Origin of the sequence: Phormidesmis priestleyi ULC007 (genome assembly GCF_001895925.1) — a bacterium.
Taxonomy (GTDB): domain Bacteria; phylum Cyanobacteriota; class Cyanobacteriia; order Leptolyngbyales; family Leptolyngbyaceae; genus Phormidesmis_A; species Phormidesmis_A priestleyi_A.
In genome coordinates, this window is record NZ_MPPI01000020.1 from 12,979 (window position 1) to 38,583 (window position 25,605).

Sequence of the window (25,605 nt, forward strand, 5' to 3'; positions counted from 1 at the left end):
TCTCTTTTTGGTCGATCGGTTAGGTGATTTTGGTTGATTGAACTGTTGCATCGGTGATCTGTCCCATCTCGGCGGGGCTGAAATCTAGCAGGACGAATCTCGGTCTTATATTTCTCGGAGTCAGCAGAAATAGCCCGTCAGAATACAGATCACCCGTTGCCGTAGTTCGGGCTAGAACAGCAATTCCGCCTGCTGCAAGGCTGATTTTAAGAAAACCTCCTTCAACTACATCAATTGCAGTGTGCTAAGGATTGTCTTCAGTGTCAGTAAATAAGCTTTGCATTCTCGTCCGCTATTTGCGAGTTTCCGACAACCTTCTTCAGATAGACCGTTAACTCGTTCAGCGTCATTTCTGTGGAAAGAAACCCAATATAGTTGTCCGGTCTTAATAACATGCTAAAAGGATGATTCACACCAAAGGCTTTTGCGACTTGCGGATCAAGCGGGATCGCGTTGAAATCAACAAATTCGGCATACTGGCTTTCAAGTTCCATTTCCAACGATCGAACCTCGCTTTGTTCATTCGAGAACATCAACCAATGAAACTTCGGTTGATGCAGTTTTTCATAGATGCTTTCGCCATCCACTCGAAAATACGGCATCCGGTCTCCGGCTTTGACCCTGAACTTTTTATCCGCTGTGTGTTGGCTGAGCGAACTGCGGCGATACTGAATCCCAATTTGCGACAACATCGGAAAAATGAACTGCTTAACCGCATCGAAACTGAGGATATATTGGGCGACAAATGGTAAAACGTTCAGGCGAAGAAAGGCGAGAAACCCTTCCGAGCCTGCGGCAATCTGAAACGCTCGATCGGTCGTTTGCAAAAGATGCTTGGCATTCTCTAACCGTTCTTCGCTGTAAGTTTCCAGAAGTTTTTTGTCTGCCTTGCCTTGCAGCACCAGCGCCAGTTTCCAAGCGAGATTGTAGCCGTCTTGAATTCCAGTGTTCATGCCTTGCGCTCCGACAGGCGAGTGAATATGTGCGGCATCGCCCGCCAGAAAGCATCTGCCTTTGGAGAAGCGACTGGCATGGCGCGTGTGGACTTTGTAAGTGGAAAACCATTCGACAGCGTGAACATTGAGGTCGAGGTTTGTTTCTTCCTGAATTCGGCGATCGATTTCTTCGTACAATACGTCGCCTTCGTCCTTTGCAAACGTTTCGGGGAATACACCGATAATGCGATAGCGCTGTTCGCCTTTGAGCGGAAAGAAAAGCACAAATGAATCTGCCGATAGACAAACGTGCAGCGCGTCGTGGCTCAGAGTCCAATCAACTTGGGCATCGGCGACATAAAACATCCGATCGAAGGTGCTTCCCTCAAACGTCAGTCCGAGCGTGTGTCTCGTTGGGCTTTTTGGGCCATCGCAACCGACGAGATATTGTGCCTCGATCGTTTGAGTTGCGCCCTCTGAAGTAATCACTTGCGCTGTCACGCCCGAATCGGTTTGCGAGAAACTTTGGAGTTCGGTTTGCCAGAGAATTTCTTTTCCATGACTTTGCAGATAGTTGTAAAGCAGTTTCTCGTTTTTGCTTTGCTCCAACATCAGCACATAGGGATAAGGACTTAACCCCGCTCCAATGTTTGACAAGTGCAGTTCGCCGCGCACGGTGCCACCGGACAGCAGACGCACTTTCCCAGCGATCGTGCCTTGTTCGACTGCTTTCTGTGCTAAGCCGATCTGCTCATAAATCTCGATCGTACGAGCATGAACGCCGATCGCCTTGGAATACGGTGTTATGCCTTCGTTCTGATCCATCACGACAAAATCAACGCCGTATCGAGCGAGTTGACAAGCGATCGAAAGCCCAGTCGGACCCGCCCCGATGATGACAACATTCGTTTTGATTGTAGTTTCCATGAGTTTAGATGAATGAATTCATCGTTAAACAAAAGATTGATGGGTCGCATCTTTGTTGAATTGCTTCAACTTTTCTGAATTCCGAATCGCGTAGATAGATTGAATATAGCCCTCCCTGATTTCAAACGTCATCACACCCTGGATACCATTTTCACCCCGAACGAGAATGCTAGGTTGTCCATTGATCTCAACTAAGTGAGCGCGATCGGTGGGCAGCCGTTGGCGCTGAATGGCAAACAGAAATCGAGCCACTTGCCTTGCGTCCAAGCGTCCATGAACTGCACAGTAATTTGCTCCTGCTGTTGATGGGAAACCGGAAAACGGGGGTGTCGAGTCGTGATGGGTTGGCGCGATCGCTTTAAAATCTGCCGACAGTTCTCAGCACTCTTGCCCACAATTTGAGCAATCTCAGGATAGTCATACTCAAACACCTCACGCAGCAGAAAGACGGCTCGTTCGATCGGCGATAACCGTTCCAACATGACTAAAAACGCCATTGAAAGCGAATCAGCTAACTCAACCTGCTCGGCTGGATCGCTGCAAAGGCGCGTGATCGTGGTCGCCAAGTAGTTTTTTGCAGATTGCATATGGGATTCTGAAATCAGGCTGCCCGTTTGACCCAAATTTTGCAGGTGCGACAGCTTGACATCCAACACAGTATCTCGCAGTTCCCCATCGGGTAATCGCACCCCTCAAAAATTCAGCATTCCAAAAAACTAAAAACTCTTGTAGAATACATCGCAGTGATGAAGTTGTGCCCCGAAGCCTGATTTAGCAGATCAGACTCCGAGGACTTCCATCCCTAGTTAGGACTAGTAACTCAGGAGGCGTTCATGATTGTACACCGTCAGCTTTGCTATGGGATCTTGAAAGGCTGGAATCAAGATCCTGCATACCTTTTTCATCCCAATAGAGTGTCTGAGAAATCAGCATTCTTGTCCTCTTTGAATTAACCGAGAGGACAAAATAATATGGGAGTTAGGACGATCGTTCCTGGCTCGATTTCGTTCACTCTTGAGTTGCGATGCTCAACCGAAAAACGGTATCGGGTTAGTGTGACTTTGGATTTGCAAGAGCGTTACATCTTCCTTTCGTCTGGCATTCTCGTGAATGTGAGGGACAGCATTGAAGAGTTTGTTTCACAACTGAGTGAGATTGCGTCAAACCAACTGGCATTGTTCAAATGGGATGGCACGAGTGATTTGATGACTGAATATCAAACCGTTCGAGTGTTGCCGGGATATCAAGTTGAACGTTCTTTAGTGAAGTTCAACATCGCGATCGGTAACGGTTCACTAATTCAAGTGGAGGAATTGCACAACAAAACCACCATTCAACTCTAGGAAGTTGAGCGTTAGGAAGCCGCCAATTAAGTAGACAGACTTAAATTGCCCTCACCCTGAATCTCTCCCCTTGGGGATGAGGGCGGCAAGCCAGGCATCACAACGATTTGAACCTGAGTTGACACCAATGGGCAGTGCCATGCCCTCTCGCAATCGTTCCATCTGTCGCAATTGTTTTTGAAATTGGTATCACCCTTCTGTATTGTCGCCAAGCTTGTAAGCTCAATTCGTGCATTTGCTAGAATCACGAGGACTGAGTAATTTTTGAGGTCTGTCAGTAAGTCGATGGCGAAAGCTGTGACCGTTACAGACGCGATTAAGAGCTTGGCTGATGCAGAAGCAAGGTTTGGATTGCGGCGGATTGAAGATGAACACTTTTTTACTGAATGGCAAACCTCATTGCCTGATCTGACCGAAGCGGAACACGATGCGCTAACAGTTTTACGACGCAGGCTTTTGTATCATCGAGCCGATGGGGACTTGTTAGAAGGTGCAGTGACGCTGTTAGTGGCTTCGCCGTTGTTAGAACTGACAGGCTTTTACGATCCACCGTTCAAAATGAAAGCGGAAGCTGCTGTAGAAGTTTCGATCGACGATGGGGAAGAAACTCTGCGAGGGCGGATTGATATTCTGATTTTGCAAACCCAGCTTTGGGTGATGGTTCTGGAGTCTAGGAAAACGACGATTTCAGCCCGATCGGCATTGCCTCAAGCATTGGCTTATATGATGTCAAATCCAACGCTAAACCAGCCAACGTTTGGTGTGTTGACCAATGGCGATGATGTTTTATTTGTGAAACTCAGTTCTCAACCGACACCGCAGTACGATTTGTCACGAGCCTTTTCGATCTATACAGTAGCCAGTGAACTACTGATCGGCGTTTCAAGTTCTCAAACATCTGGGTCAAATCATTGCACGATCGACCAATTAAGTGCTTTGTCGCTTTTGGATTTCAGCAATCGCTAATAACAGCGTACTCTCCATTTTCGATCGCGCGTCACGACTGGTGTAGCAATCGCTGTTTAAGCAAACCCCACAGAAATCGTTGGATTCGCTCGTAATTCGAGGCGGCTTTCGCACTCCCAGCCATTTGTGACATCCCTCCGCTGCCCGTACTCAACTCCGATACACTAAGAACAGTGTCATTATGATCAGTGTTCATGGCTTCTGTTTCAACCGCTTCTCAGGCTTCTCGTGACCAGCAATCCCCTGCAGACTATGACGCGATCGTCATTGGCTCTGGCATTGGTGGGTTAGTGACCGCTACTCAGCTTGCCGCCAAAGGAGCCAGCGTTTTAGTGTTAGAGAGCTATGTGATTCCTGGCGGCAGTGCGGGTTATTTTGAGCGATCGTCTCAAGAGGGTGAATCGAGCTATCGTTTTGATGTCGGCGCATCGATGATTTTTGGCTTTGGCAAGCAGGGCACGACTAATCTGTTGACTCGTGCGCTAGATGCTGTCGGTATGGACATTGAAACCATCCCCGACCCGGTGCAGATTCACTATCACCTGCCAGACGATTTAGAGCTAAAAGTCCACAAAGACTATGAGAAGTTTTTACAAGAACTGATCGGGCATTTTCCCCACGAAGAAAAGGGAATTCGGCAGTTTTATGGTGAGTGTTGGAAGGTGTTTAATTGCCTCAACGTCATGGATCTACTGTCGCTGGAAGAATTAGGCTATTTGACGCGGGTGTTTTTCCAGCATCCTCTCGCCTGTTTGGGGTTAGTGAAATATTTGCCCCAAAATGCCGGAGATATTGCTCGTCGATTTATTAAAGATCCCGCATTGCTGAAGTTTATTGACATGGAGTGTTATTGCTGGTCGGTGGTTCCGGCAGACAAGACTCCCATGATTAATGCGGGAATGGTGTTTAGCGATCGTCACTATGGCGGCATCAATTATCCCAAGGGTGGCGTGGGTCAAATTGCTCAAAAGCTGGTAGAAGGCTTAGAGAAGGCGGGTAGTCGGATTCAGTATAAAGCTAGAGTCACCGAGATTTTGACCGAAAACGGGCGTGCAGTTGGGGTTAGACTCACGTCTGGTCAAACCTATCGAGCCAAACGAATTATTTCTAATGCCACTCGCTGGGACACTTTCGAGAAACTGATTCCCGCTTCTCAGATGCCCAAAACTGAGAAAAAGTGGCAACAACGCTATCAGCAATCTCCCAGTTTTTTAAGTTTGCATCTCGGTGTTAAATCAGAAGCGCTGGAGATCGGCACAGAATGTCATCACATTTTGCTAGAAAACTGGGACACGATGGAAGCCGAACAAGGAACTATTTTTGTCTCGATTCCGACGTTGCTCGATCCGAGTCTTGCGCCAGACGGTTGTCACATCATTCACACCTTTACGCCTAGTTGGATCGAAAACTGGCAAAATTTGTCGCCTAGCGAATATGAAGCTAAAAAAGCAGCGGCGGCAGCGCGAGTCATCGATCGTTTAGAAACGATCTTTCCTAACCTGAGCCAGCATTTAGATTATCAAGAAGTCGGCACCCCTAGAACTCACCGCCGCTTTTTGGGTCGCGACAACGGCACCTATGGACCGATCCCCGCTCGCAAACTGCCCGGATTGTTGACCATGCCGTTTAACCGAACGGCGATCGCCAATCTCTATTGTGTCGGCGATAGCACGTTTCCTGGGCAGGGTTTAAATGCGGTGGCGTTTTCTGGGTTTGCCTGTGCCCACCGCGTTGCGACTGACTTAGGGTTGTAAGACAACTTTCAGGGAACGTGAATTCGATGAAGCTTTTCGCTACGGTTGCAAATCCGGGTTGCCCCCTAAATCCCCCCAAAATTGGGGGACTTTGAACCTAAATTCCGGGCTTGAAGTCCCCCAGAATGGGGGATTTAGGGGGCGGAAGCGCTGAAGAACAAAGCGAAAAAACTCATCGAACTGACTTTAAGGGAACTATTTCACAACTATTCCATCAAGGCGAACTGTAAGCGCGAACCTAATAAATTTGTAGCTAAAATTACAAATTTACATCCGTAGCTTACAGAATTCTCTACTTATGTCGAAAGGTGAATATCGCGAGAGATACATTTTGAGTGATCCCAGAGAATTACTACCCTTTTGGATACTGCCAAGTTTTAATAACAGCCTTTATCAATAGAAGTAAGAACGCATTTAGCTAGTTTTAACTCACACGTTGAATTAAAGCTAGAGAAAGCTGGACTCTCGATGTAGAGAGGTCTTTGGACTGTTCACGTTCAGCTAGTTTACTGAAGTTTAACTGAAAGTTCAGTAATTCTATTCCTATCTTTACGGAAACCCAACTTCCTGTATGTATCTTGTAGTTGAGACCCAACTCAACCGTTAACAACTACTCTCTCAACATATTTATCTAGAAAAGATTGACTTAATCAGGCAACAAAGGTGGTTTCATGTCTAATACAGAACTAACGTTTTCAGCGATCTCATCACTTCATTCTCATCGCCCAAACCAACCGCGCTTTAATTTACTGAATCCAATTCGTCAGTGGTTAGACGGGGTTGAAATTCACGATCGGCAACTCGCCCGCCTGATCTGCAAAGCGATCCCGGCTCAATGTCCTTTTGAGCGTGATATCAATCTCTTTGGTCGAAAAGTCGCCCACATCCCGCCGATGTGCAAGCTTAACCCGCTCTACGATCAGTTCGTTGGCTTGAGATTTCGCGCGCTTTGCTATCTAGTCGATGAATGTGGTGAGACTATCTAATGCTTGAATGCGATGCAGAGGTAGTGCCCTCAGCCACTTCACAACCAAGGGCAAAAACTTCTAGGCAGGTAACGCGACTAATTGGGACTCGATCGCCTCATGGCTCAGATCCCGTCCGATAAAAACTAAGCGGGTTTGTCTCGCTTCTTCGGGTTGCCAGGGGCGATCGTAGAATTGCTCAAAGCGCGATCCCACGCCTTGCATTACCAACCGCATTGACTTATTAGGAACGGCAACAAATCCCTTGACTCGATAGATTTCTTGCTGTTGCACCAAAGTTTCTAACTGCGCTTTCAACTGCGAGGGGTCGAAAGCTCGATTCAACACAACGTGAGTCGAGACAATCTGATCATCGTGCTCGTGGTCTTCTTCAAAATCGTGGTGACTGGGACGGGCTTCTAAGTCATCTTCAACGGCAGCATTAAAGCCGAGCAACAAATCAGAGTCGAGCGCTTGACTTCGACCATTTGAGACAATTTTCACCGATCGAGGCAGTTCGCGCTGCACGAGCGCTTTGACTTGAGCTTGAATGTCTTCGTTCACCAAATCTGTCTTGTTGAGAATTACGAGATCCGCGCAGGCTAACTGGTCTTCAAAGAGTTCTTGCAGCGGCGTTTCGTGGTCGAGGTTGGGATCGGCTTGCCGCTGGGCCTCGACTGCCTGCAAATCGCTTGCCAAAGTCCCAGATGAAACGGCTTCACAGTCTACGATCGTGATCACGCCATCGACGGTCGCAGCATTGCGGATCTCATGCCAACGAAAAGCTTTAATCAAAGGTTTGGGAAGTGCCAATCCAGAAGTCTCGATCAAGATGCAATCAAGGCTATCTCGGCGCTTGAGAAGCTCTAGCATCGTGGGCAAAAATTCTTCTTGGACAGTGCAGCAAAGGCAGCCGTTTGTCAGCTCAACAATATTGGATTGAGGCTCTTCTTCATCTTCTGGGCAGACTTGGCAAGATCTCAACAAATCTCCGTCGATTCCCAGTTCGCCAAACTCGTTGACTAGAACGGCGATGCGTCTGCCCTGATTGTTTTGCAACAAGTTGCGAATCAGCGTTGTTTTACCACTTCCTAGAAACCCCGTGATCACCGTAACTGGGATTTTTGCAGCCATGTTGTCTCCTTTCAAGCTAGAATCCTGGCGGTTTGATGGTTCTCAACTAGAAAATCACCAAACCGCCAGGATTCAAAATAACGCAAAGCGTTGATCAATAGTCAGAAGAGGAATTATTCAGCCGTTGCCAATTCGGTGCTGCCACGATTGCGTTTGCGAGTCAGCAGATTGAATAGCTGAACGCCGATCGCCTTAATCAAATTCCCTTCTAGCTCTTGGAACATTTTCATGTTCATGCCAAAAGCGTCGTTGGCTTCTTCGACGATGCGATCGTCCGTTGCTTCATCGACTGCAACTTCATTGAGCGTTTGACGATACATTTGCTTAAAGGCTTTCTCGTCAGGAATTTGCTTAAACGAGTAGAACGCCAAGCCTTCTTCGTCAGACAAGTTCATCGCATTTTGAGCAATCTTTCTAAGAATCTGCCCGCCGGATAGATCGCCCATATAGCGAGTATAAAGGTGAGCAATCAGCAACTCTGGCTGAGTCGCAGCAATCTCATGAATGCGCTGCACATAAAGTTTTGTGGCTTCAGACGGCGCAACTTCTGACTTCCAGTTTGCGCCAAAATAATAGGCGAGGTCTTGCTCTAGACTAGCTTTGCGGTCTAGCTCTGGGAAGTAGAGTTTGCCGAGAACGGGGTGATCGCGGTGGTTGTGCATCTCTTCTTCCATCGCTGAGTAGACGAAGTAAAGATTCGCCACCAGTTTGCGATAAGAATTTTTCTCAACAGTGCCCTTTAGAAAACACGAGATAAATCCTGTGTTCTCCGCCATGCTGTGCGCTTTCTTGGTGCCCTCGCGGAGCTTCGTTGCTAGATTACTGCTCATTCTAAACTTCCCAACCTTAAAGTAGTTTGCTGGCGTGTCAAGCCTCAAAGGTCAATCGAATTTAAACCTCGGATTTGAAGCTGTGAGACTCTTAAATCCAAAGTTCAAAATTGGTAATATCCGCGTCTTTTGTTACGTTAATCTGATTTGATGAGCGTTTTTATTACAAATTCTTACATCAAATAATGCTTCGGACAAAATTTAAGCAGATTTTGAGCCTCAAGCCCTGATTTAACCGTGGACAGGGTAAAACTGGTTGTTAGAGCTTGCATGGCAGTAGCTTTGGTTTAACCGTCAGCGATAGAGCGACAAACTAGCGACGCATTTATCGGTATCGTGACCCTAAAAACGGAGTCAGTTAAGACTTAGGCTGGTCAACTGTGGGCTTTTCAAGCCCCCGCTATATCGGTACTCCGATTAGCGGTGGGTGGTTGACTGAGGAGCGCTCTACAAATCCCCGTGAGTAAAGGGTTTAGCGTTCGTTCCAGAATAGGTTGCGGCGATGTGACCGTTACCTACTAACTGATATTTGTAGGTGACGAGTCCTTCTAAACCAACAGGCCCACGCGGGGGCATTTTTTGAGTGCTGATGCCCACTTCTGCACCAAAGCCGTAGCGAAAACCATCTGCAAAACGAGTTGAGCAGTTGTGATAGACACCCGCCGCATCGACTTGAGCCAGAAAGGTTTGAGCCGATGTTGAATCTTCGGTGACGATCGCGTCTGTGTGCCGCGACCCATAAGTATTGATGTGCTCGATCGCGGCTTCTAAAGAATCGACAATTTTGATTGCTAATATTAAATCACTATATTCAGTTACCCAATCTAATTCTGTTGCAGCAGCGATGTTAAGAATTTCACGAGTCCGTTCATCGCCTCGTAGTTCTACATTTTTTGATTGCAATGCAGAGGCTGCTTCTAAAAGAAACTCTGATGCGATCGCTTGATGCACGAGTAGAGTCTCGATCGTGTTGCAAGCTGCTGGATATTGTGTTTTAGAATCGACTGTAATTTTGATCGCTTTCTGAATATTGGCAGTGCGATCGACGTATAAATGACAAATTCCTTCTGCGTGTCCTAGTACTGGAATTCGCGTATTTTCTTGCACAAATCTCACAAAAGAATTTGAGCCTCTAGGAATAATTAAATCTACATATTGATCGAGTTTTAATAACTCTAGCGTTTCTTCTCGTGTGGTTAAGAGTTGCACAACTGATGAATCAATTTCTGTTTGTGCTAACCCTTGATGAATCGCTTTTACAAGGGCTTCGCAAGAACGAATTGCCTCTTTGCCACCTTTGAGAATTACGCCATTTCCTGACTTGATTGCCAAGCTCGAAATTTGCATCACGGCATCGGGTCGTGCCTCAAAAATTACGCCCAACACACCTAGCGGACAGGTAATGCGCTTGAGAATCAGTCCTTCGTCGAGTTGGCGATCGATTTGAATGACTCCGATCGGGTCAGCTAATCTACCCACGTCACGCACTCCGGCGATCGCGCCCTTGAGTTTCGCTTCGTCAAGTTTCAATCGTGCATAGAGGGCGGGGGCGATTCCGGCTAGTTGGGCAGCTTCACAGTCGGCGGCATTGGCGGCGAGAATTTCGGCGGCGTTGGCTTCTAAGGCATTTGCTATGGCAGCGATCGCTTGATTCTTCACCTCGCTGGGCTGCGTCCCCAAATGTCGGGCGGCGTTGCGTGTGTTTTGGGCCAAAGTGACGAGCAAGATTTCACTTAGCGGATTTGAAGCAGCAGCTTGCGAGACAGTCATGGGCAGAAAGAACTAGAATTTTAGATCTTCAGATTAGTACATTTTAAGAATCGTGCGATCGGGCTTTTAGCCATTAATTTTCAAAGCAATCAATAATTTTGTTTGTTGAAGTGATTGATCACGCTTTCTCGTCACCAGCCAAATCTGATTGGTGATCGCATTCACTGGTTTTAGAATTAGCGTTAATTTATTTTCACTGATCCATTTTTCGCATAAATAATCTGGCAACACACTAAAGCCAAAACCAGCCGCGATCGCTTGTCGAATTCCTCGCAAATCGGGCAAGATTAATCTGGGTTTGAGGTCTATTCTGTGCCCAAAGACCACCCGCCAAAAACGACGCACGATCGGCAAGTCTTCACCATAAGCAATCCAAGCTTGACCTCTGAGCCATTGCTCTAACTGGGTTAGATCAGTTTGCAAGATGTCGTGAGAAATCGGAATTACGGTTTCGGGAGGCGCAACTAGCCAAAAGTTTTCACTAAAAATAAGTTGATAGTCGAGATCAGCACGGGTAATTTTTTGGGTTGCAATCACGGCATCTAATTGTCCTGCCAGCAATTGCTCAACGAGTTCTTGAGCTAACCCAAATCGAATTGTGTAGAGTCCATCGTTGGGTAACTGATTGAGAATTCGCTCGATAAAAAACTCTTGAGGGGTGCCGATGCGAATGATTTGAGGGGCGTTTAATGCAGTGTTTTTAGTCGGAATTGATTCGAGTTGCTCGATCGCGGCAGCAACTTGCGTATACAGCCGTTTTCCTGCTTCGGTGGGAATCATGCGGCGGGGCGATCGCTGAAACAACAAATATCCCAGTGCAAATTCTAGAGCGGCAATGTGTTGACTGATCGCAGGCTGGGTTAGATGCAAAACCTGGGCGGCTCTTGATGCTGTGCCTACTCGATAAACCTCAACAAAGCTGCGATACCATTCAAAATCAACCATAAATATATTTATAGCAAACTCTAGTTTTCATAATTTTACTTTTAGATAAAGCGCCTCTAGGATGGGAGGAATCCACTCAGAGACAGCGTTTTATGCCAGCTAAAAAAGTTTTAATCGTTTTGACTAGTCATGACACGCTAGGCAACACGGGCAAAGAAACTGGGTTTTATTTACCTGAAGTCACCCATCCCGAAGCGGCGTTTGAGAAGGCGGGGTTCTCGATCGATTACGTCAGCCCAAAAGGGGGCAAAGCACCAATGATCGGCATTGATTTAAAAGATCCGCTTAATCAAGCGTTTTTAGAGAATGCTGCAAAAGTTGCTCAGGTTGAGACGACGCTGACTCCTGCCCAAGTTGATTCAACGAAGTATGATGCCATCTTTTATGCAGGTGGACACGGAACGATGTGGGACTTCCCAGAGAATCAAGAATTGGCGGCGATCGCGTCCACAATCTACGAACAAGGTGGAGTCGTTGGCGCAGTCTGTCACGGGCCTGCGGGGTTGGTGAATATCAAGCTGTCTAACGGTGATTATTTAGTCAGCGGCAAAACCGTAGCAGGCTTCACCAACGACGAAGAAGCGGCAGTTGGCTTATCTGAGGTCGTGCCGTTTTTTCTAGAAGAAGCACTCACCGATCGCGGTGCCACTCATACCAAAGCTGCGAATTTTGAGTCTCATGTAGTGGTCAGCGATCGACTGGTCACAGGACAAAATCCTGCATCAGCAGCCGGGGTTGGTGAACAAATGGTAAAGCTGCTTAAAGCGTAAGCGCCACCCCTAAAGCCACGTCAGTTCGATGTAGTTTCGCTTCGTTCTTCAGGGCTTCAGCCCCCTAAATCCCCCAATTCTGGGGGACTTTGAACTCCGATTCCCCTAGAATTGGGGGCTAGGGCGTTCCCGGATTGGCAATCGCCGCGAGAAATTTCATCGAATTCACATACAGCCATTTCTGCTAAAAATCTACGCCGCGCTTGAGATCGATGCCTTTCTCAGCGTAGTGTTTGTGGCAGATCATCTCAGAATGAACCGTGGCCAGGTCGAAGTATGCTAGAGGATTTTTACACCGTCCGGTGATGATGATTTCAGTATCACGAGGCTTGCGGAGCAGTGCCTGCACGATCGGTTCTTCGGGCAACAATTCCAAATCTACCGTCGGATTTAATTCATCCAGAATAATGGTTTTGTAAAGTCCCGATGCGATCGCGGCGCGGGCAATTTCCCAAGCGCGTTCTGCCTCAACATAGTCAAGTTCTTGCTGTTGTCCACGCCAGACGATCGCATCGCGCCCCGATCGCTGGTGATCGACCAGACTGGGATAAATCTGGCGCAGTGCCGCGATCGCCGCATCTTCGGTGTAGCCTGCCCCCCCTTTGAGCCACTGCATAATCAAAACTCGGTGAGATTTGTCTTGCCCAATGCCCTTACCGATCGCTTGCAATGCTTTGCCTAACGCGCTCGTAGACTTGCCCTTTCCTGACCCGGCGTAGATTTCGATCCCTGCGATGCCTGGTTTTGCGGCGGGATGATAGAGCGGTCGCATCTCTGAATGCAAGTCAGCAATGTCAACTAATTTTTGAGGTGCGCCTCGACCTGTAGCAATGATCTCCATCGGTTCGGGCTTGCGCTTGAGGGTGCTGATCACTTCGTTGATCGGCAGCAATCCTAAATCCAAAACCGGGTTCAGTTCGTCCATGACCACGACTGAATAAAGACCGGATGCGATCGCGCCTTTTGCCACATCCCACCCGCGTTGAGCTTCTTGACGATCGAACTTTGTGATCTCGTCTGCCCCAAAATATTCGGCTCTCCCAGTGCGAACCTGGTCAATTAAATGAGGAAAACCGCGCTGAAGTGCCTGGATCGCTGCATCTTCGTCATAGGTGCGTCCGGGCCCTTTGAGAAACCGCAGCAGCAGCACACGGGTTTGAGAAAAATTGTGAATGCCCAGACCAATCGATCGCAGCACTACGCCCAACGCCGCCTGAGACTTTCCCTTCCCGGCACCATCATAAACGTGGATCTGCCCGATCATCCGCTCCGATCGCGCTTGAGCCGTCCGAATGCCAATGCCCGTTCTGGTCATAACCTTGATTCATACATGGTTTTCTATCAGAGGAATGTGGGCTAAATAACGCCGACACTCTATATGCTGAAGTTCGCAAAGCCTCAACCCAAGAATTGTTCAGTGAGATAATCGAAGCATTGAGATTTCGTCCTTCAATCTGACCTGAGAAAATTAGATTTTGTTTAACTCACGATCCTTAACGAAGTTTCTTATTCTTGAGTTTCGCAGCGCTTGTTAGTAGACTACTCCCTGAGCGAACCATCTTGCCTGAGAAAGGTCTGAACAGAAATTCTTGAAGATTAGCAGGCTCACCAACATAGTCTAAACCAGTTGGCGGATACTCTCCTTTTTTCGGAAAGTATCCTGTTCCAAACAAAACATCCCACAACGAAAATGCGGCTGAGTAGTTCTTGCCACGATGTTCTTTAAATCGAGAGTGATGGATGCGGTGAAAATGAGGATCTACAAATAGATATTGAAGTTTGCCAAAATTGAAACTGGTGTTTGAATGAATGAGTTGACCCCACCCTCTAAGTAGAATAAAGAGCGCCATTGTTTCACCGATATCGATTTCAACCAAAAGCTTCAGAGGAATGATCATCAGCGGTATTCTAAAAATTTCTTCTGAAAAATGGTGAACATCATTAAAGGCACTCATCTCTCTAAGCGAGTGATGAACTGAGTGAAACTGCCAGAAAAAATGATTAGAGTGCTGCAACCGATGAAACCAGTAATAGAATAAATCAGCAACTAAATAAGGAATGAAAGGTAGCAGTATCAGCCCTACAGCCTTGTAGATGGAGTTTTGTGATTGAGAAAGCTCAGACAAGTTCAAATGGAAGAGGGATTGGTAATGATTAATAAGCAGTAATTGTTCTATAAGAGTCTGTAGAGCGACGGTGATTAAGATATATACAATCCAAAAGTAAGCCCCTTTTAACTTAGATTTAAATGATTGCTTCTCTCCTGGAAAAAGCAGCTCAAAGATGATGAGAATGAATGACGCGATCGCCACCATTTTGATGTATTCGACTGCTCTGTCTGAAACTAAAGAGAAGTAAGCAACCATGAGCAACACTTTGGTATCTTAAGATTTAGATTATGAACTCTCGCCTAGCTCAATATGAGCAGTTTAACAAAGATTTCAACCGATGAACTAGATTTACCTGCTGCAGAAAGCTTTGCTCAAGGATGCTTGTTTGGTTCACCCTCTAGATAGTCTTATGATGTAGCTCTTTTTAAGGAGAATCAGCAGCTTCTTTGCGATCGTTTTAGACCAGTGGGTTGCGAAGTCGTCAATCGTGATTTTCATCAAGTGAGCGAATGGGATAGCTACCGCCACTAGAATTAGAAAAGAAACTAGGCAAACAAGGTTATAACCAAAGGTAGATCCCCATCTTAAAATGATCCATGAAGACAGTGAGTTGACCAGTGGTTGATGAATTAGATATAAGGGAAAAGAAATAAAGCCAAAGTAGACAAAAAATCGTTTAGAAAAAAAGGAACCTATACTTTCACTAGTAATCGCTAAATAAAGCATAATTACAGATGCTAGAAAGTGCATAAAAACATTGATATCAAGATTAAGTCTAAGAAGTAATGGTTTAAGAACAGTCAAATAGGCATAGGATTTTGACGACTCACCAAATCCACCCAAATATAGAGATACAAGCAACAAGCTACTAACCTGAATAGAGTTGAACCGGGGTAGAGATCTATGAAATCTGGCTAAAGTAGCTCCTATCAAAAAGGAAAGTAAAAAAATCTCAAATCTCTTATTAATAATTAAGAAAAAGAATGCAATAACTACTATATTTATGAGGCTGAATTTACTTTTGTATGCAGACAACGAAAATATAAAAACCAGAATTGAACCTAGAAATTCTACTGGCATTGTCCACAGAACGAGATTGTATAATTCTGAAAATTCGCTATTCCCGAAACAAACATCTAACAGGACACTCTTCAAGAGGTGTGTAATATCAACTGGTAATTTAAAGAGATTAGTGTAGTCAAGCACCTGATTAGCTCCGTTCAATAGCGACAGTTCTTGAATATAATAAAGATTAAAATTAATTAAGAGAGCAGCGAACAAAGACGAAAAACCAGCCGGAATGACTAGCCTTGTGTAACGTGATAAAGCTCTGATATAAATAATAGATGAATCGCCTGCTTCAAAAAAACTCAGCGTTAGAATGAAGCCGCTTAGAACAAAGAATAAGCAAACTGCAAAACTTCCTTTGTAGAAGAAAGTGATTGGCGAATGGAAGAGAAAAACTTCCCACGATGAGTGAGAAATACTACTGACCCCATTAGCTGCTGCTGGAGAAAATACGGCAATGACGTGCCACAGCAGAACAATCAGAGCCGCCGTTCCCCGCAATCCATCCACAAACTCTACCCTCAAGGGCGACCCAAACTCGGCTTTCTTTGCTTCTAAGGGAATCATTTTGAATTCTTCTAGCGTTGTGGGCCTTGAGCCAGTACTCGTCTGAGAAGATACTGAAAACTGATTTAAGTAGTCTCCTGAACGCCCATAGCGTGAAGACTTCTTGCGCCAAGTCGTCAGCAATTTCTGAAACCTCACTAAATTTTCAGGCGAAAACGCAGACCAATGTAGCGCCCTTACTCACAGCGACTGCGTTTGTTCTACTTCCCCACAAACTTCATGTTTTCAATCAGCATATTACCTGGCGATCGCTCTAAAATCAATGGTATTGCGAAACCGTTTAGATGGTCAGAAACCTGGAGTATATTTTGTGGCAACAACCAATCTGCTGTCAATCGTGATTGGCTAGGTGATCTTAGGCATCTTCATCATTAGATGCGTCCAGGTTCTTTAAGAAACCGCAGCACACAGGTTTGAGAAAATTGTGAATGCCCAGACCGATCGATTGCAGCAGCGTGCAGCTTTATTGTAACGAACTTGACCCTGATAAGATTAGCAGGTTAATGCTCACTCGACGCTACATCTAGCGGTCAAACTATAAAAGATGTTTAGGGGTAGAGAATTGATGTCTTTTTTCAAACTTTCTGTGCAGATCAGCCGACTAAACGTAAAATCGTCTGTGTTCACGATGCTGATTTACTTTGCGAAGCTCAGAGCGATCGTCCTACTCTTTTTTTGATCATGTCTTCTTTTGATGTCTTGCCTTTGCGGGCGGTGCTGTTTCAACTTTTGTTTTTGGTGACTGCGATCGCCCTAGAATCGATGGTGCTGCGAAACCGTTTAGGAATCGGTCGAAAAATCAGCATTCAATTTGCGGCGACGACCAATCTGCTGTCAACCGTGATTGGCTGGATGCTGTTTTTTATCGTCGAGCCACTGCTGTCACCTGAGCTACGATCGCAGCTCATCAGCTACATCTTTTTTGACTTGACCACTAATCCTCCCCTCTTGATCGGACTCGCGTTCATCAGCTTTATCGCCACATTTTTGGTCAAACTCGAAGGCATTACCTGGCTAGAACTGCTGCTCGGCATGAAAAAAGATGTAGAAACCGAAGCCAGAGCCACCGCCAAGTTTCAAGGAAGACGCGCCCAGAGAGCTGCTTTTGCCACGGTGCCCAATCGTCCGTTAGCCGTTTTGTGGGCAAATGCGATTAGCTTTAGCGCCATCACGCTGCTGATTGGCATTCGCCTACTTTTTGATCAAACTTTCGGAACCTTCTAATCGCTCAACGTCTAGCCCTGTTTCATCAGCATCATGACCAAATTTTTTGAAAACATTCAGAAACGCTTGAAGGAGATTGGTTGGGCATCTTGGCAAACTTTTATTGCCTTGAGCGTGTTTTCAGTGATTGTGGCAGGCATGACCCACTCGCCCGTTCAAACCATCATTGCTAACTTTGGCTGGCTGTTTTTGTTGATCGGGGTTTGGTGGTTTACCTACGACTCAACGGTTAAGAAAAGGCTGACGTTTAACGGGCTATTTACTGGGCCGTGGATTGTAGGCGCGATCGTCTGTCTTTGGCTATTCGGCAGTTGGAACGGTGCCCCAACTCCGGCTTCCTTTATTAGCTGGCCTCCGGTTTCAGCGCTAATTTGGTCAGTTCCTCGGTTTATCAAAACTGACCCTGACAAGAAAACACCAACTTACACGGTTCCTACGCCTGCTGCTCGTCAAGATATCGTTTTGATGCTCTTGAGCAACCTGGTGATTAGCTGTTGGTTTCAACTGCATTTCTTGCTGCAAGATTGGCTGGTCGCTTATCCAAGCATTCGCTCTGATGATTTTGGACGCAGCGCCTTTGTGGTGGCGCTAAACCCTCAAAGTCAGCCAGACATCAAGGGCATCGATCTCTTAGATGCTGCCGAACAAAGCTTAAAAACTCGCTTAGAAGGCAAGCCTTGGGGAGACGTAGAACGTTGGCTATCTCCAGAACAGTTAAATCAAGAAATACCCAAATTAGCTGCTGACGCGCACACAAAGATGCCGCTTCTGTCTGAAAGCAACCTGTGGGATCTGCGCGGACGAGTGCTGCCCGATACCCAATATACTTTAGAACTGCAAGCGATTTGGCAAGGGCCGAGCGCAAAGACAGAAGGCTACTACATTACCAAGGCGTGTCAGATCACTCAAGGTCGCAAAGCCGGCCCACCCGCCGATTTTGAGGTTAGCTCGTCTGCGGGGTCTACGACGCGATCGCGCGCGATCGGCACCGTTAAATGTGAAGCGCCCAGTCAGCCTCTACCAATTCCTCCACAAACGCCAACTTAAGGAAGTCTATGACACAGCACGTAGTCAGCGTGGGCAGCACCCTGGGCAGAGTGGTGACGATCGCGACGAATGTTTTTCGAGAAGTGATTCGCGATCGCATCCTCTATCTAATCGGATTCTATGCGCTGGCGTTGATGCTAGCAGGGCGACTCTTACCCGAAATTGCTGCCACTACTGAGAAAAAAATCCTGCTAGATCTGAGTTTGGCGACGATGAGTATGTTGGGCTTGGTGATCGCCGTCTTTGTGGGAACTGGATTAGTCAACAAAGAAATCGAGAAGCGCACCGTCTTTGTTTTGATTGCCAAACCTGTTAGCCGGGCAGAGTTTATCATCGGCAAACACTGGGGATTGTCTGCGGTGTTGGCGGTGTTGGTCGCGGCGATGACTGCGATCGCGCTACTAATCCTGTCTTTCTACCAAGTTCCCTTCTCGTTACGAGATATTTTAATTTCCTCTAGCTTTTTGTTTTTGCAGCTATCGCTGATTACGGCAGTGGCGATCGGGTTTGGCGTGTTCACGAGTTCTCTGTTAGCCATTCTGTTTACGTTTGCGATTTATTTAATGGGGCAACTCAGTCGAGATCTGGTGACGTTGGGCAAGTTGGCAAAAAATCCGTCGATCGAGTCCGTCACGCAAGGACTCTATCTTGTACTTCCCGATCTCGCCCGTCTGGATTTAAAAAACCAAGCTGCCTATCACTTAATTCCTAGTTCCGATGTGCTAGTTAGCAATGCGTTGTATGCGTTGATTTACACGATTTTGGTGCTGACGATCGCCTCGCTCATCTTTTCCACTCGCGAGTTTTGACCCGTTTTAACGCTAGTTCGACGAGGTTTTTCGCTTCGTTCTCAGCGGCTTCTGCCCCCTAAATCCCCCATTTTGGGGGACTTCAAGCCCAGCACTGAGGTTCAAAGTCCCTCACTTGTGGGGGATTTAGGGGGCTACCTGAATTTGCAACCGTAGCGAAAAGCTTCATCGAACTGACATCGTTTTAAGAGGCTTTGAGCGTCCGTTCTAAGATGCTTTTGGCAGGTTCTACGATCGCCCACTTGCCATCGGGCTGTTTGCGAAGGGCAGCAAACTGCATCGTGTCACCACTGCCGATCGTGTCTCCTTGCCGCAGTTTTCCAAGTTGGGGCGCGTTTAGCCCACAAAATCGAAATTTGTAGGCAGGAATTTCTGCGGTCGAGAAGAAGACACAGCCTCGCTTGTCTATCTGCGCTTCGCCATCAAACGGGGCATAGACAGGGCTACCTTTCAGCGCGATCGAAATGTCTCCCAACCCGCCCAAGACTTTGTAGCCAGCGATCGTGTCTCCGGGTTGCAGTTCCCACTTTTGAAATAGCTGAATGTCGATCGGGGGTTGACCGGATGGTTGAGAATTGCAGCCGCCGATCAAAAAAAGCAATGCACCGAAGAGGATCAGTCTTGCCCTAACGCAACCAAAACTTATAGCTTGCATACTGATCACCCTCATAGAGAACCACAATCTGCCTTTGTGGGTCAAATTCTAGAGCATAAACTTCTCGTTCAGCCGTTGATCCCGATCGCACTTGCAAACTTGGCAATTTACAAGCAGGCTCACCCACAATTTCCCGAATTTTGGTTTTTTGATCGCCTTCTGCCACGGTCAATAATTTAGCGACCTGTTGCCTAGTCAGCTTACCCTGAGGAGACGAGGTTAATGGACAGAGTTCGGTACCTGGTTTTGTGCCAAAAGAAGGTAAGCCTCGCAGGTCAGCAAACAGCCCTAGTGCCAGCAGAGCGGCTCCTCCTGCCAGCAGTTGTTTACGGTTAAAACGTCTTGGCTGGGAGTGTGTCATAACTTCCCCCCGATCAACAGCCCCAGAGTCAGCAGCAGCAGACGGTAGATCAAGACTGGGCTAGACTTGGGCACACAGAAAGCTAGATAACCTGCTAGCACGGCTGGGCAAAACAGCAGGAGAAAGATCGGCAAATTTAGGAAAGGCAAACTTTTTGTCAGCAGCGTTAGCCCAATGCGTAGACCTGTGGCAGTCAATGTCCAGATCACGGCATCGAGCGCGATCACCCCTGGCCTTTGCGGCAGTTGCAGCCGAGGCTGAAGTCGCTTCCAATAATAGCGGAGGGTGCGACGACGCGGAACCGCCATTTGGGGGCGTGGAGAAGTCGAGAATCTAGGCGGCGTTTCTGAAGAGTTGGTTGAGGCAATTTTGGGCTGCATTGCGACTAACTGATCAGCAGATGCTATGACTGTGCTGTCGTTTGAAGGGGTCGCGGCTGCAACAGGCTCAGTTTTAGAGGCACGACGATCGCGCAAAAATGGCGGAATGTTGAGTTCGGCCGATTGACCAGACGCTGGGGGAGACGGCGTTTGCTTCGTCACTGCCGGAGCCTGTGGATGAGCGGTATGAGCGATCGTCCGCAGTTCTTGCATCTCGGATTGAATCTCGATCGACTGTTGGTTGATCTGATCTGCTTGCGTTTTTAGCTGTCGCAATTCTTGCTCTAAGATCTGAAATCGGGCCACGATCGACGGCTGAGTTGGCTCCCAAATTGACTTGACCTGATTAGGTGTCGCTTGTTTGGCTTTGAGAGAAGTCTGCTGTTTGGTTTTGGCGACAGTCTTTGGGGTGGTTGCGCGACGCTTGCGGGCGGGGGCAGCCTCTTGCACTGGTGTGGTCAGATCGGCAAGGGCGGAACTGTCTGCTTCTGCTCGATCGAGGTCAGAGGAATTTTCTTTTGATTCAGAGGATTTAACACCAGGCTCTCCTTGATCGGGCTGAATCTGACTTTCTGATTTCAGTTCTCTCATGTTGGCTCCTGAGTCTAGCGAATTTAAGGATTAGTATAGTATAATAGTACTATTTATAGTATCTACATACTAGCATCACTCTGTCAAGCCGGGATTGAGACATCAGCCGCTCAAGCGCAAAGCCATCACCCATTGAGGTGACTAATTTTCTACTATGAGATCATGATTTGAGTCGGTTGGCGACTTAACCGCCGCTTAATGCTAAGACTCACCGATTTTTGATGTGAACTTGACCTACCCTAGAGGTTAAGTTCGCAAATTGACGTGTTTCCATGCCCTTGACGATCTTGGTTGCTGATGACGATTCAGGCACACGCCTTTCAATTGGCGACTATCTTGAAGCCTCTGGCTACTCGGTTATTTCGGCTGAGAACGGCAAGGAGGCGCTTGGGATGGTCGAAACTTATCAGCCTCACCTGATAGTGACAGACATCACAATGCCCCAGATGGATGGCTATGAACTGGTCAGACAGGTGCGGCGGCAGCCTTCTTTGCGTCTGTTGCCTGTGGTTTTTCTCACCGGACGCACCGACCCTAAAGAGCGGGTTTTGGGCTATCAGCTTGGCTGCGATATCTATCTAGCCAAGCCGTTTGAGCTATCTGAGCTAGGAGCTGTCGTTCGCAATTTGCTAGAGCGATCGCAGATGATTGAGTCTGAGTGGCGATCGCGGGTGCAGGCAGTTGGAGTTAATGAAGCCTCTGCCAAGGTGTCAATCTATGAGCCAACGGTCGTAGTAGACCTGACCGATCGTGAAACAGAAGTGTTGTATCTCTTAAGCGAAGGACTCTCGAATAGTCAAATTGGAGACAAGCTTCATCTGAGTCCCCGCACGGTTGAAAAACACGTCAGTAGTCTGCTCAGAAAGACCGACACCAGCAATCGAGCCGAGTTAGTTCGGTTTGCAATGGTGCATCATTTACTAAGTTGATTAGGGCTTACACAAACCGCGAAGGTTTTAACCAAGAATCAAGCATCTGACCGACAGAGTGGCTTAAACCTCCGAGGTTTTGGTCAAAATGCGTAAGTCCTGTTGATTTTGCTGAAGATGTTGAATCCATCAGGCAGTTTATTTTTTCGCCAACCTTTCTTCGGTTACAACCCAATTTAGCAACCCTTCGCAGGCATCAAACAACAGGTCAATCACCTGATTAAAGCCTTCTTCACCCCCGTAGTAGGGATCAGGAACTTCCCTAAGCGTGTGGCGGGTGCAAAAATCACACATCAAGCGCACCTTCTGCCCATATCGACCCGATCGATCGAGGGCACAAAGGCCTTCATAGTTGTCGCGATCCATCGCTAAAATTAGGTTAAATTCTTCAAAATCAGCTTTTGTAAACTGACGGGCATGACCGACTAGCTCAATGCCTCGAAGTCTGGCAGCCCCATTCATGCGACGATCGGGCGGGTTGCCGATGTGATAGCTTGACGTGCCCGCAGAATCGCACTGAATCTGATCGGCTAACCCCGCTTGTTGAATCAGGTGATTCATAATATTTTCTGCCGAGGGCGATCGGCAAATGTTGCCCAGGCAAACGAAAAGTAGTTTATAAGTCATCTTTTTTGAATGCAAAAACCGGGCTACCGTATTTTAGATTAATCGGTTAGCCCGGTTGAGAAAAACAGGTGAACGGTCTGACGTTACATCCCCATGCCAGGCAGGTTTAGCCCGCCAGTCAGTTCTTCCATTTGTTCGCGCATGGTTGCGGTCGATTTGCTATAAGCATCTTGCATGGCTGCTAAGACTAAATCTGCAACTAGCTCTGGCGACTCTTTCAGCGCATCGGCAGAGATGGTGACATCGATCGGTTCTTGATTGCCACTCAGCACAACCTTAACCAATCCACCGCTCGATTCGCCTTCAATTCGCATTTGTTCAAGTTCTTCTTGAAGGCGCTTTGCCCCTTCTTGAACTTGTTGAGCTTTTTGGAAGGCTTCTTTCAGTTCCTTCATTTTGCCCAGACCAAAGCCAAATCCCTGTCCTTGTGACATAACTTCCTACGTGGGGTTGAGTGGAGTGTTAATCAGAATGCTCTGATTTGATGACGGTTCCATCGTGCGTCATCCAGGCAATGAGAATAGCACGCGATCGTGATGGAAGCCAAACAGATTCCATTATGACATTGCCTGAGACGGTCGGGTGAAAATCTTGCTCAAACCAGGATCGTGAATTAAATCAACGTGAATTCGATAAGATCCTGCGCTGCGGTTGCACCTCTGGAACGCCCCCTAAATCCCCCACCAGTGAGGGACTTTGAACTGAAAGTCTAGGTCTGAAGTCCCCCAAAATGGGGGATTTAGGGGGCTGAAGCGCTGAATGACGAAGCGAGAAAACTCATCGAACTGATATTAAATCATGTCGATAAGATCCTGCGCTGCGGTTGCACCTCCGAAACGCCCCCTAAATCCCCCACCAGTGAGGGACTTTGAACTGAAAGTCTAGGTCTGAAGTCCCCCAAAATGGGGATTTAGGGGGCTGAAGCGCTGAATAACGAAGCGAGAAAACTCATCGAACTGATTTACTTGAGCAAGGTTTCTTTGACGTAGGTGACGGTGGCATAGAACTGGAAGTCAACGTTTTTCTTTTTAGAAAATCCGTGTCCTTCGTCTTTTGCCATCAAATACCAGATCGGAACTTGATTTTTTCGCACGGTTGCGACGATTTGCTCGGCTTCGTTGAGCGGCACCCGCGGATCGTTTTTGCCGTGAATCACAAATAGAGGTTTTTGAATGCGATCGGCGTTGTTAACTGGCGAAATCTTCAGCAAAAATTCTCGCATTTTGGGGTCGCGTTCGTCGCCATATTCGACGCGGCGCAAATCTCGTCGATAGCCTTCGGTTTTTTCGAGAAACGTGACAAAGTTTGAGATGCCGACAATATCGATCGAGGCGCGAATGCGATCGCTGTAGTGGGTTGCCACGGCGAGAGACATATAGCCGCCATAGCTGCCGCCTGTGACTAGAATTCGATCTTTATCGAGATCAGGTTGGGTGGCGATCCAATCCAACAGTGCGCCGATATCTTTGACAGAATCTTCTCGCAAAAATCCGTCGTCTAACTTGAGAAACGTTTTGCCGTAGCCTGTAGAGCCGCGCACGTTGGGAAAGATCATCGCTACGCCCAACTCGTTTAAGTAATAGTTGGCGCGTCCTAAGAAAACGGGACGAAATTGTCCTTCAGGGCCGCCGTGAATGTCGATGATCACCGGACGTTTGCCCGCAAATTTGGCAGGCGGACGATACAGAAATCCAGAGATTGATTTGTCGTCAAAACTCTTCCAGCGCACTAGTTCTGGTTCTGAAAACTTGGAGGTGTTTAAACCGCCTGTTTCGCTCTCTGTCCAGCGATCGACTTTATTCGTCACCAGATTTAGAGAATAAACATCGGCGGTCGATCGCGCAGAAATCAGCGTGAAGCCCAAATCCTGATTGTTGCGATGCCAGGTGATGCCATAAACTAATCCGACTGGCAATTTTGGCAGCGAGATTTCCTTGCGGGTAGCGGTATCTAGGATATGGAGAACGCTGGCTCCGTCTTCGTTGGTGACAAAGGCGAGGTGTTTGCCATCTTTAGAGAGATCAAAATCTTCAACATCCCAAGGAATTTGGCTCGTGAGATAAGTGGGTTGAGACGTAGCTAAGTCAACGTAAGCGAGACGAGAAAACTCTGAGTCACGATCGCTGACGACATACAAACCTTTGCCATCTTTGCTAAATACGCCACCCTGGTAAGAAATCTTTTCTTTGCCGTTTTTAGGCGTGATTAAAGTTTTCTCACCCGATCGCGTGTCTACTAGCCAAAGATAGCTTTCATTCACCGATACATATTCTTGAATCAGCAGTTGGCGATCGTCAGGCGACCAACTCAATCCGCCCCAGCCCCCACCTTCCACTGTGGAGAGTAAGCGATCGCTCTGCGAATTTGCGGGATCGATGCTGTAAAAGTCAGTATCTTGACCCGTTCGCCGAGTGGAGGTGTAGATCATGCGATCACCGCGATTTGACCAGATGCCGCGACTGTTTTTTGATTTGCCATCGGTCAACAGCGTCACATCGCCCGTCTCGAAGTTATGGCGATAATTTTGGCTAAACTCGTTGCCGCCGATGTCTTTGCTCAACACAAAATAGTCGCCTTGAGTGGGCTGATAGGTTGCCCCACTCACCCGCTCAGGAAAGAACGTCATCTGCTGACGACTGCCCAACGGAAACTTGACTAAATGCACCTGTGGCGTGTCTGCAAAGCGCGTCGAAATCAACATTTCTCGCTTAGTCGGATGCCAACTCGACAAACTCGCCGATCGAAATTGCGTATAGCGATCGACGGTTTCGGCAAGCGTAGCGGGGATTGAGGGAATGCCCTCAGTCACTAAATTTTCGTTGGGCGCGATCGCAGCCCCTTGAGCAAGAACCATAAAGGAAGGTAGTAGAACAACTGCAAGAATAGCGGCTATAAAA

At 47.3% G+C, this 25,605-nt stretch carries 25 protein-coding genes; 9 read left to right on the forward strand and 16 right to left on the reverse strand.

Annotation, left to right across the window (positions count from 1 at the left end; genetic code table 11):
* Positions 1 to 263: 263 nt before the first annotated feature.
* From BRW63_RS16505 to BRW63_RS16510, 3 genes are read right to left on the reverse strand one after another with little or no spacing between them, the layout of a single operon-like run.
* Positions 264 to 1,862, reverse strand: coding sequence for an FAD-dependent monooxygenase (locus BRW63_RS16505; RefSeq protein WP_073072905.1), 1,599 nt, complete (start codon positions 1,860 to 1,862; stop codon positions 264 to 266).
* A 24-nt stretch (positions 1,863 to 1,886) separates the two neighbouring features.
* Positions 1,887 to 2,114, reverse strand: a complete 228-nt coding sequence (locus BRW63_RS28355; RefSeq protein ID WP_181314505.1) for a sigma-70 family RNA polymerase sigma factor family protein — start codon at positions 2,112 to 2,114, stop codon at positions 1,887 to 1,889.
* Positions 2,054 to 2,551 carry a sigma factor-like helix-turn-helix DNA-binding protein gene (locus BRW63_RS16510; RefSeq protein WP_073072907.1) on the reverse strand — a complete coding sequence of 166 codons (498 nt, stop codon included), beginning with the start codon at positions 2,549 to 2,551 and terminating at the stop codon, positions 2,054 to 2,056. Before BRW63_RS16510 ends, BRW63_RS28355 begins: the two co-directional genes overlap by 61 nt.
* A gap of 282 nt (positions 2,552 to 2,833) precedes the next feature.
* Here BRW63_RS16510 and BRW63_RS16515 point away from each other — a divergent pair, with 282 nt between their 5' ends.
* The 4 genes from BRW63_RS16515 (at position 2,834) to BRW63_RS16530 (ending at position 6,911) form a co-directional block, all read left to right on the forward strand.
* On the forward strand, positions 2,834 to 3,205 hold the full coding sequence (locus BRW63_RS16515) for a hypothetical protein (RefSeq protein ID WP_073072909.1): 372 nt from the start codon (positions 2,834 to 2,836) through the stop codon (positions 3,203 to 3,205).
* A 285-nt stretch (positions 3,206 to 3,490) separates the two neighbouring features.
* Positions 3,491 to 4,171, forward strand: a complete 681-nt coding sequence (locus BRW63_RS16520) for a type I restriction endonuclease (protein ID WP_219898630.1) — start codon at positions 3,491 to 3,493, stop codon at positions 4,169 to 4,171.
* Positions 4,172 to 4,365: 194 nt separating this feature from the next.
* The gene (gene crtH / locus BRW63_RS16525) at positions 4,366 to 5,925 is read left to right on the forward strand and encodes a carotenoid isomerase (protein ID WP_073072919.1); all 1,560 of its coding nucleotides are present in this window, start codon (positions 4,366 to 4,368) and stop codon (positions 5,923 to 5,925) included.
* A 671-nt stretch (positions 5,926 to 6,596) separates the two neighbouring features.
* On the forward strand, positions 6,597 to 6,911 hold the full coding sequence (locus BRW63_RS16530) for a Mo-dependent nitrogenase C-terminal domain-containing protein (RefSeq protein ID WP_073072921.1): 315 nt from the start codon (positions 6,597 to 6,599) through the stop codon (positions 6,909 to 6,911).
* A gap of 60 nt (positions 6,912 to 6,971) precedes the next feature.
* Here the strand turns inward: BRW63_RS16530 and cobW are convergent, their stop codons facing one another.
* From cobW to BRW63_RS16550, 4 genes are all read right to left on the reverse strand, one after another.
* Positions 6,972 to 8,024 carry a cobalamin biosynthesis protein CobW gene (cobW, locus tag BRW63_RS16535; RefSeq protein WP_073072923.1) on the reverse strand — a complete coding sequence of 351 codons (1,053 nt, stop codon included), beginning with the start codon at positions 8,022 to 8,024 and terminating at the stop codon, positions 6,972 to 6,974.
* A 113-nt stretch (positions 8,025 to 8,137) separates the two neighbouring features.
* Positions 8,138 to 8,854, reverse strand: coding sequence for a biliverdin-producing heme oxygenase (locus tag BRW63_RS16540; RefSeq protein WP_073072925.1), 717 nt, complete (start codon positions 8,852 to 8,854; stop codon positions 8,138 to 8,140).
* 447 nt (positions 8,855 to 9,301) lie between these two features.
* Complete coding sequence (locus BRW63_RS16545; RefSeq protein ID WP_073072927.1) at positions 9,302 to 10,624, reverse strand: glutamate-5-semialdehyde dehydrogenase; 1,323 nt, start codon at positions 10,622 to 10,624, stop codon at positions 9,302 to 9,304.
* Between the two features lie 66 nt (positions 10,625 to 10,690).
* A complete protein-coding gene (locus tag BRW63_RS16550; protein WP_073072929.1) occupies positions 10,691 to 11,569 on the reverse strand; it encodes a LysR family transcriptional regulator in 879 nt (292 codons plus the stop codon).
* A 92-nt stretch (positions 11,570 to 11,661) separates the two neighbouring features.
* Between BRW63_RS16550 and BRW63_RS16555 the strand changes: the two genes are divergently transcribed.
* A complete protein-coding gene (locus tag BRW63_RS16555) occupies positions 11,662 to 12,339 on the forward strand; it encodes a type 1 glutamine amidotransferase domain-containing protein (protein ID WP_073072931.1) in 678 nt (225 codons plus the stop codon).
* Between the two features lie 184 nt (positions 12,340 to 12,523).
* On the opposite strand, the gene BRW63_RS16560 is transcribed toward BRW63_RS16555, so the two are convergent.
* The 3 genes from BRW63_RS16560 to BRW63_RS16570 form a co-directional block, all read right to left on the reverse strand.
* Positions 12,524 to 13,654 (reverse strand): cob(I)yrinic acid a,c-diamide adenosyltransferase, encoded by a 1,131-nt coding sequence (locus tag BRW63_RS16560; RefSeq protein ID WP_073072932.1) that lies wholly within the window; start codon positions 13,652 to 13,654, stop codon positions 12,524 to 12,526.
* Between the two features lie 178 nt (positions 13,655 to 13,832).
* Positions 13,833 to 14,705 carry a sterol desaturase family protein gene (locus BRW63_RS16565; protein WP_073072934.1) on the reverse strand — a complete coding sequence of 291 codons (873 nt, stop codon included), beginning with the start codon at positions 14,703 to 14,705 and terminating at the stop codon, positions 13,833 to 13,835.
* Between the two features lie 135 nt (positions 14,706 to 14,840).
* On the reverse strand, positions 14,841 to 16,208 hold the full coding sequence (locus BRW63_RS16570; protein WP_143162068.1) for an acyltransferase family protein: 1,368 nt from the start codon (positions 16,206 to 16,208) through the stop codon (positions 14,841 to 14,843).
* A 558-nt stretch (positions 16,209 to 16,766) separates the two neighbouring features.
* On the opposite strand from BRW63_RS16570, the gene fraC reads away from it, so the two are divergent.
* Genes fraC through BRW63_RS16585 form a run of 3 tightly spaced genes read left to right on the forward strand, consistent with a single transcriptional unit; the run spans position 16,767 to position 19,165 of the window.
* The gene (gene fraC / locus BRW63_RS16575; RefSeq protein ID WP_073072962.1) at positions 16,767 to 17,309 is read left to right on the forward strand and encodes a filament integrity protein FraC; all 543 of its coding nucleotides are present in this window, start codon (positions 16,767 to 16,769) and stop codon (positions 17,307 to 17,309) included.
* 33 nt (positions 17,310 to 17,342) lie between these two features.
* A complete protein-coding gene (locus BRW63_RS16580; protein WP_073072964.1) occupies positions 17,343 to 18,356 on the forward strand; it encodes a DUF5357 family protein in 1,014 nt (337 codons plus the stop codon).
* Positions 18,357 to 18,364: 8 nt separating this feature from the next.
* Positions 18,365 to 19,165 (forward strand): ABC transporter permease, encoded by an 801-nt coding sequence (locus tag BRW63_RS16585; protein WP_073072966.1) that lies wholly within the window; start codon positions 18,365 to 18,367, stop codon positions 19,163 to 19,165.
* Positions 19,166 to 19,349: 184 nt separating this feature from the next.
* Here BRW63_RS16585 and BRW63_RS16590 read toward each other — a convergent pair whose 3' ends face one another.
* Genes BRW63_RS16590 through BRW63_RS16600 form a run of 3 tightly spaced genes read right to left on the reverse strand, consistent with a single transcriptional unit; the run spans position 19,350 to position 21,152 of the window.
* Positions 19,350 to 19,766, reverse strand: coding sequence for a hypothetical protein (locus BRW63_RS16590; protein ID WP_223257403.1), 417 nt, complete (start codon positions 19,764 to 19,766; stop codon positions 19,350 to 19,352).
* 25 nt (positions 19,767 to 19,791) lie between these two features.
* Positions 19,792 to 20,181, reverse strand: a complete 390-nt coding sequence (locus tag BRW63_RS16595; RefSeq protein WP_073072969.1) for a hypothetical protein — start codon at positions 20,179 to 20,181, stop codon at positions 19,792 to 19,794.
* Positions 20,178 to 21,152: a hypothetical protein gene (locus BRW63_RS16600; RefSeq protein WP_073072971.1), complete on the reverse strand. Its 975-nt coding sequence runs from the start codon at positions 21,150 to 21,152 to the stop codon at positions 20,178 to 20,180. Before BRW63_RS16600 ends, BRW63_RS16595 begins: the two co-directional genes overlap by 4 nt.
* Before the next feature lie 272 nt (positions 21,153 to 21,424).
* Here BRW63_RS16600 and BRW63_RS16605 point away from each other — a divergent pair, with 272 nt between their 5' ends.
* Positions 21,425 to 22,081 (forward strand): response regulator transcription factor, encoded by a 657-nt coding sequence (locus BRW63_RS16605; protein ID WP_073072973.1) that lies wholly within the window; start codon positions 21,425 to 21,427, stop codon positions 22,079 to 22,081.
* Positions 22,082 to 22,219: 138 nt separating this feature from the next.
* On the opposite strand, the gene BRW63_RS16610 is transcribed toward BRW63_RS16605, so the two are convergent.
* The 3 genes from BRW63_RS16610 to BRW63_RS16620 form a co-directional block, all read right to left on the reverse strand.
* The gene (locus BRW63_RS16610; protein WP_073072975.1) at positions 22,220 to 22,708 is read right to left on the reverse strand and encodes a low molecular weight protein-tyrosine-phosphatase; all 489 of its coding nucleotides are present in this window, start codon (positions 22,706 to 22,708) and stop codon (positions 22,220 to 22,222) included.
* Positions 22,709 to 22,791: 83 nt separating this feature from the next.
* The gene (locus tag BRW63_RS16615; RefSeq protein ID WP_073072977.1) at positions 22,792 to 23,142 is read right to left on the reverse strand and encodes a YbaB/EbfC family nucleoid-associated protein; all 351 of its coding nucleotides are present in this window, start codon (positions 23,140 to 23,142) and stop codon (positions 22,792 to 22,794) included.
* Positions 23,143 to 23,669: 527 nt separating this feature from the next.
* Positions 23,670 to 25,562 carry a S9 family peptidase gene (locus BRW63_RS16620; protein ID WP_073072979.1) on the reverse strand — a complete coding sequence of 631 codons (1,893 nt, stop codon included), beginning with the start codon at positions 25,560 to 25,562 and terminating at the stop codon, positions 23,670 to 23,672.
* Positions 25,563 to 25,605: the final 43 nt, after the last annotated feature.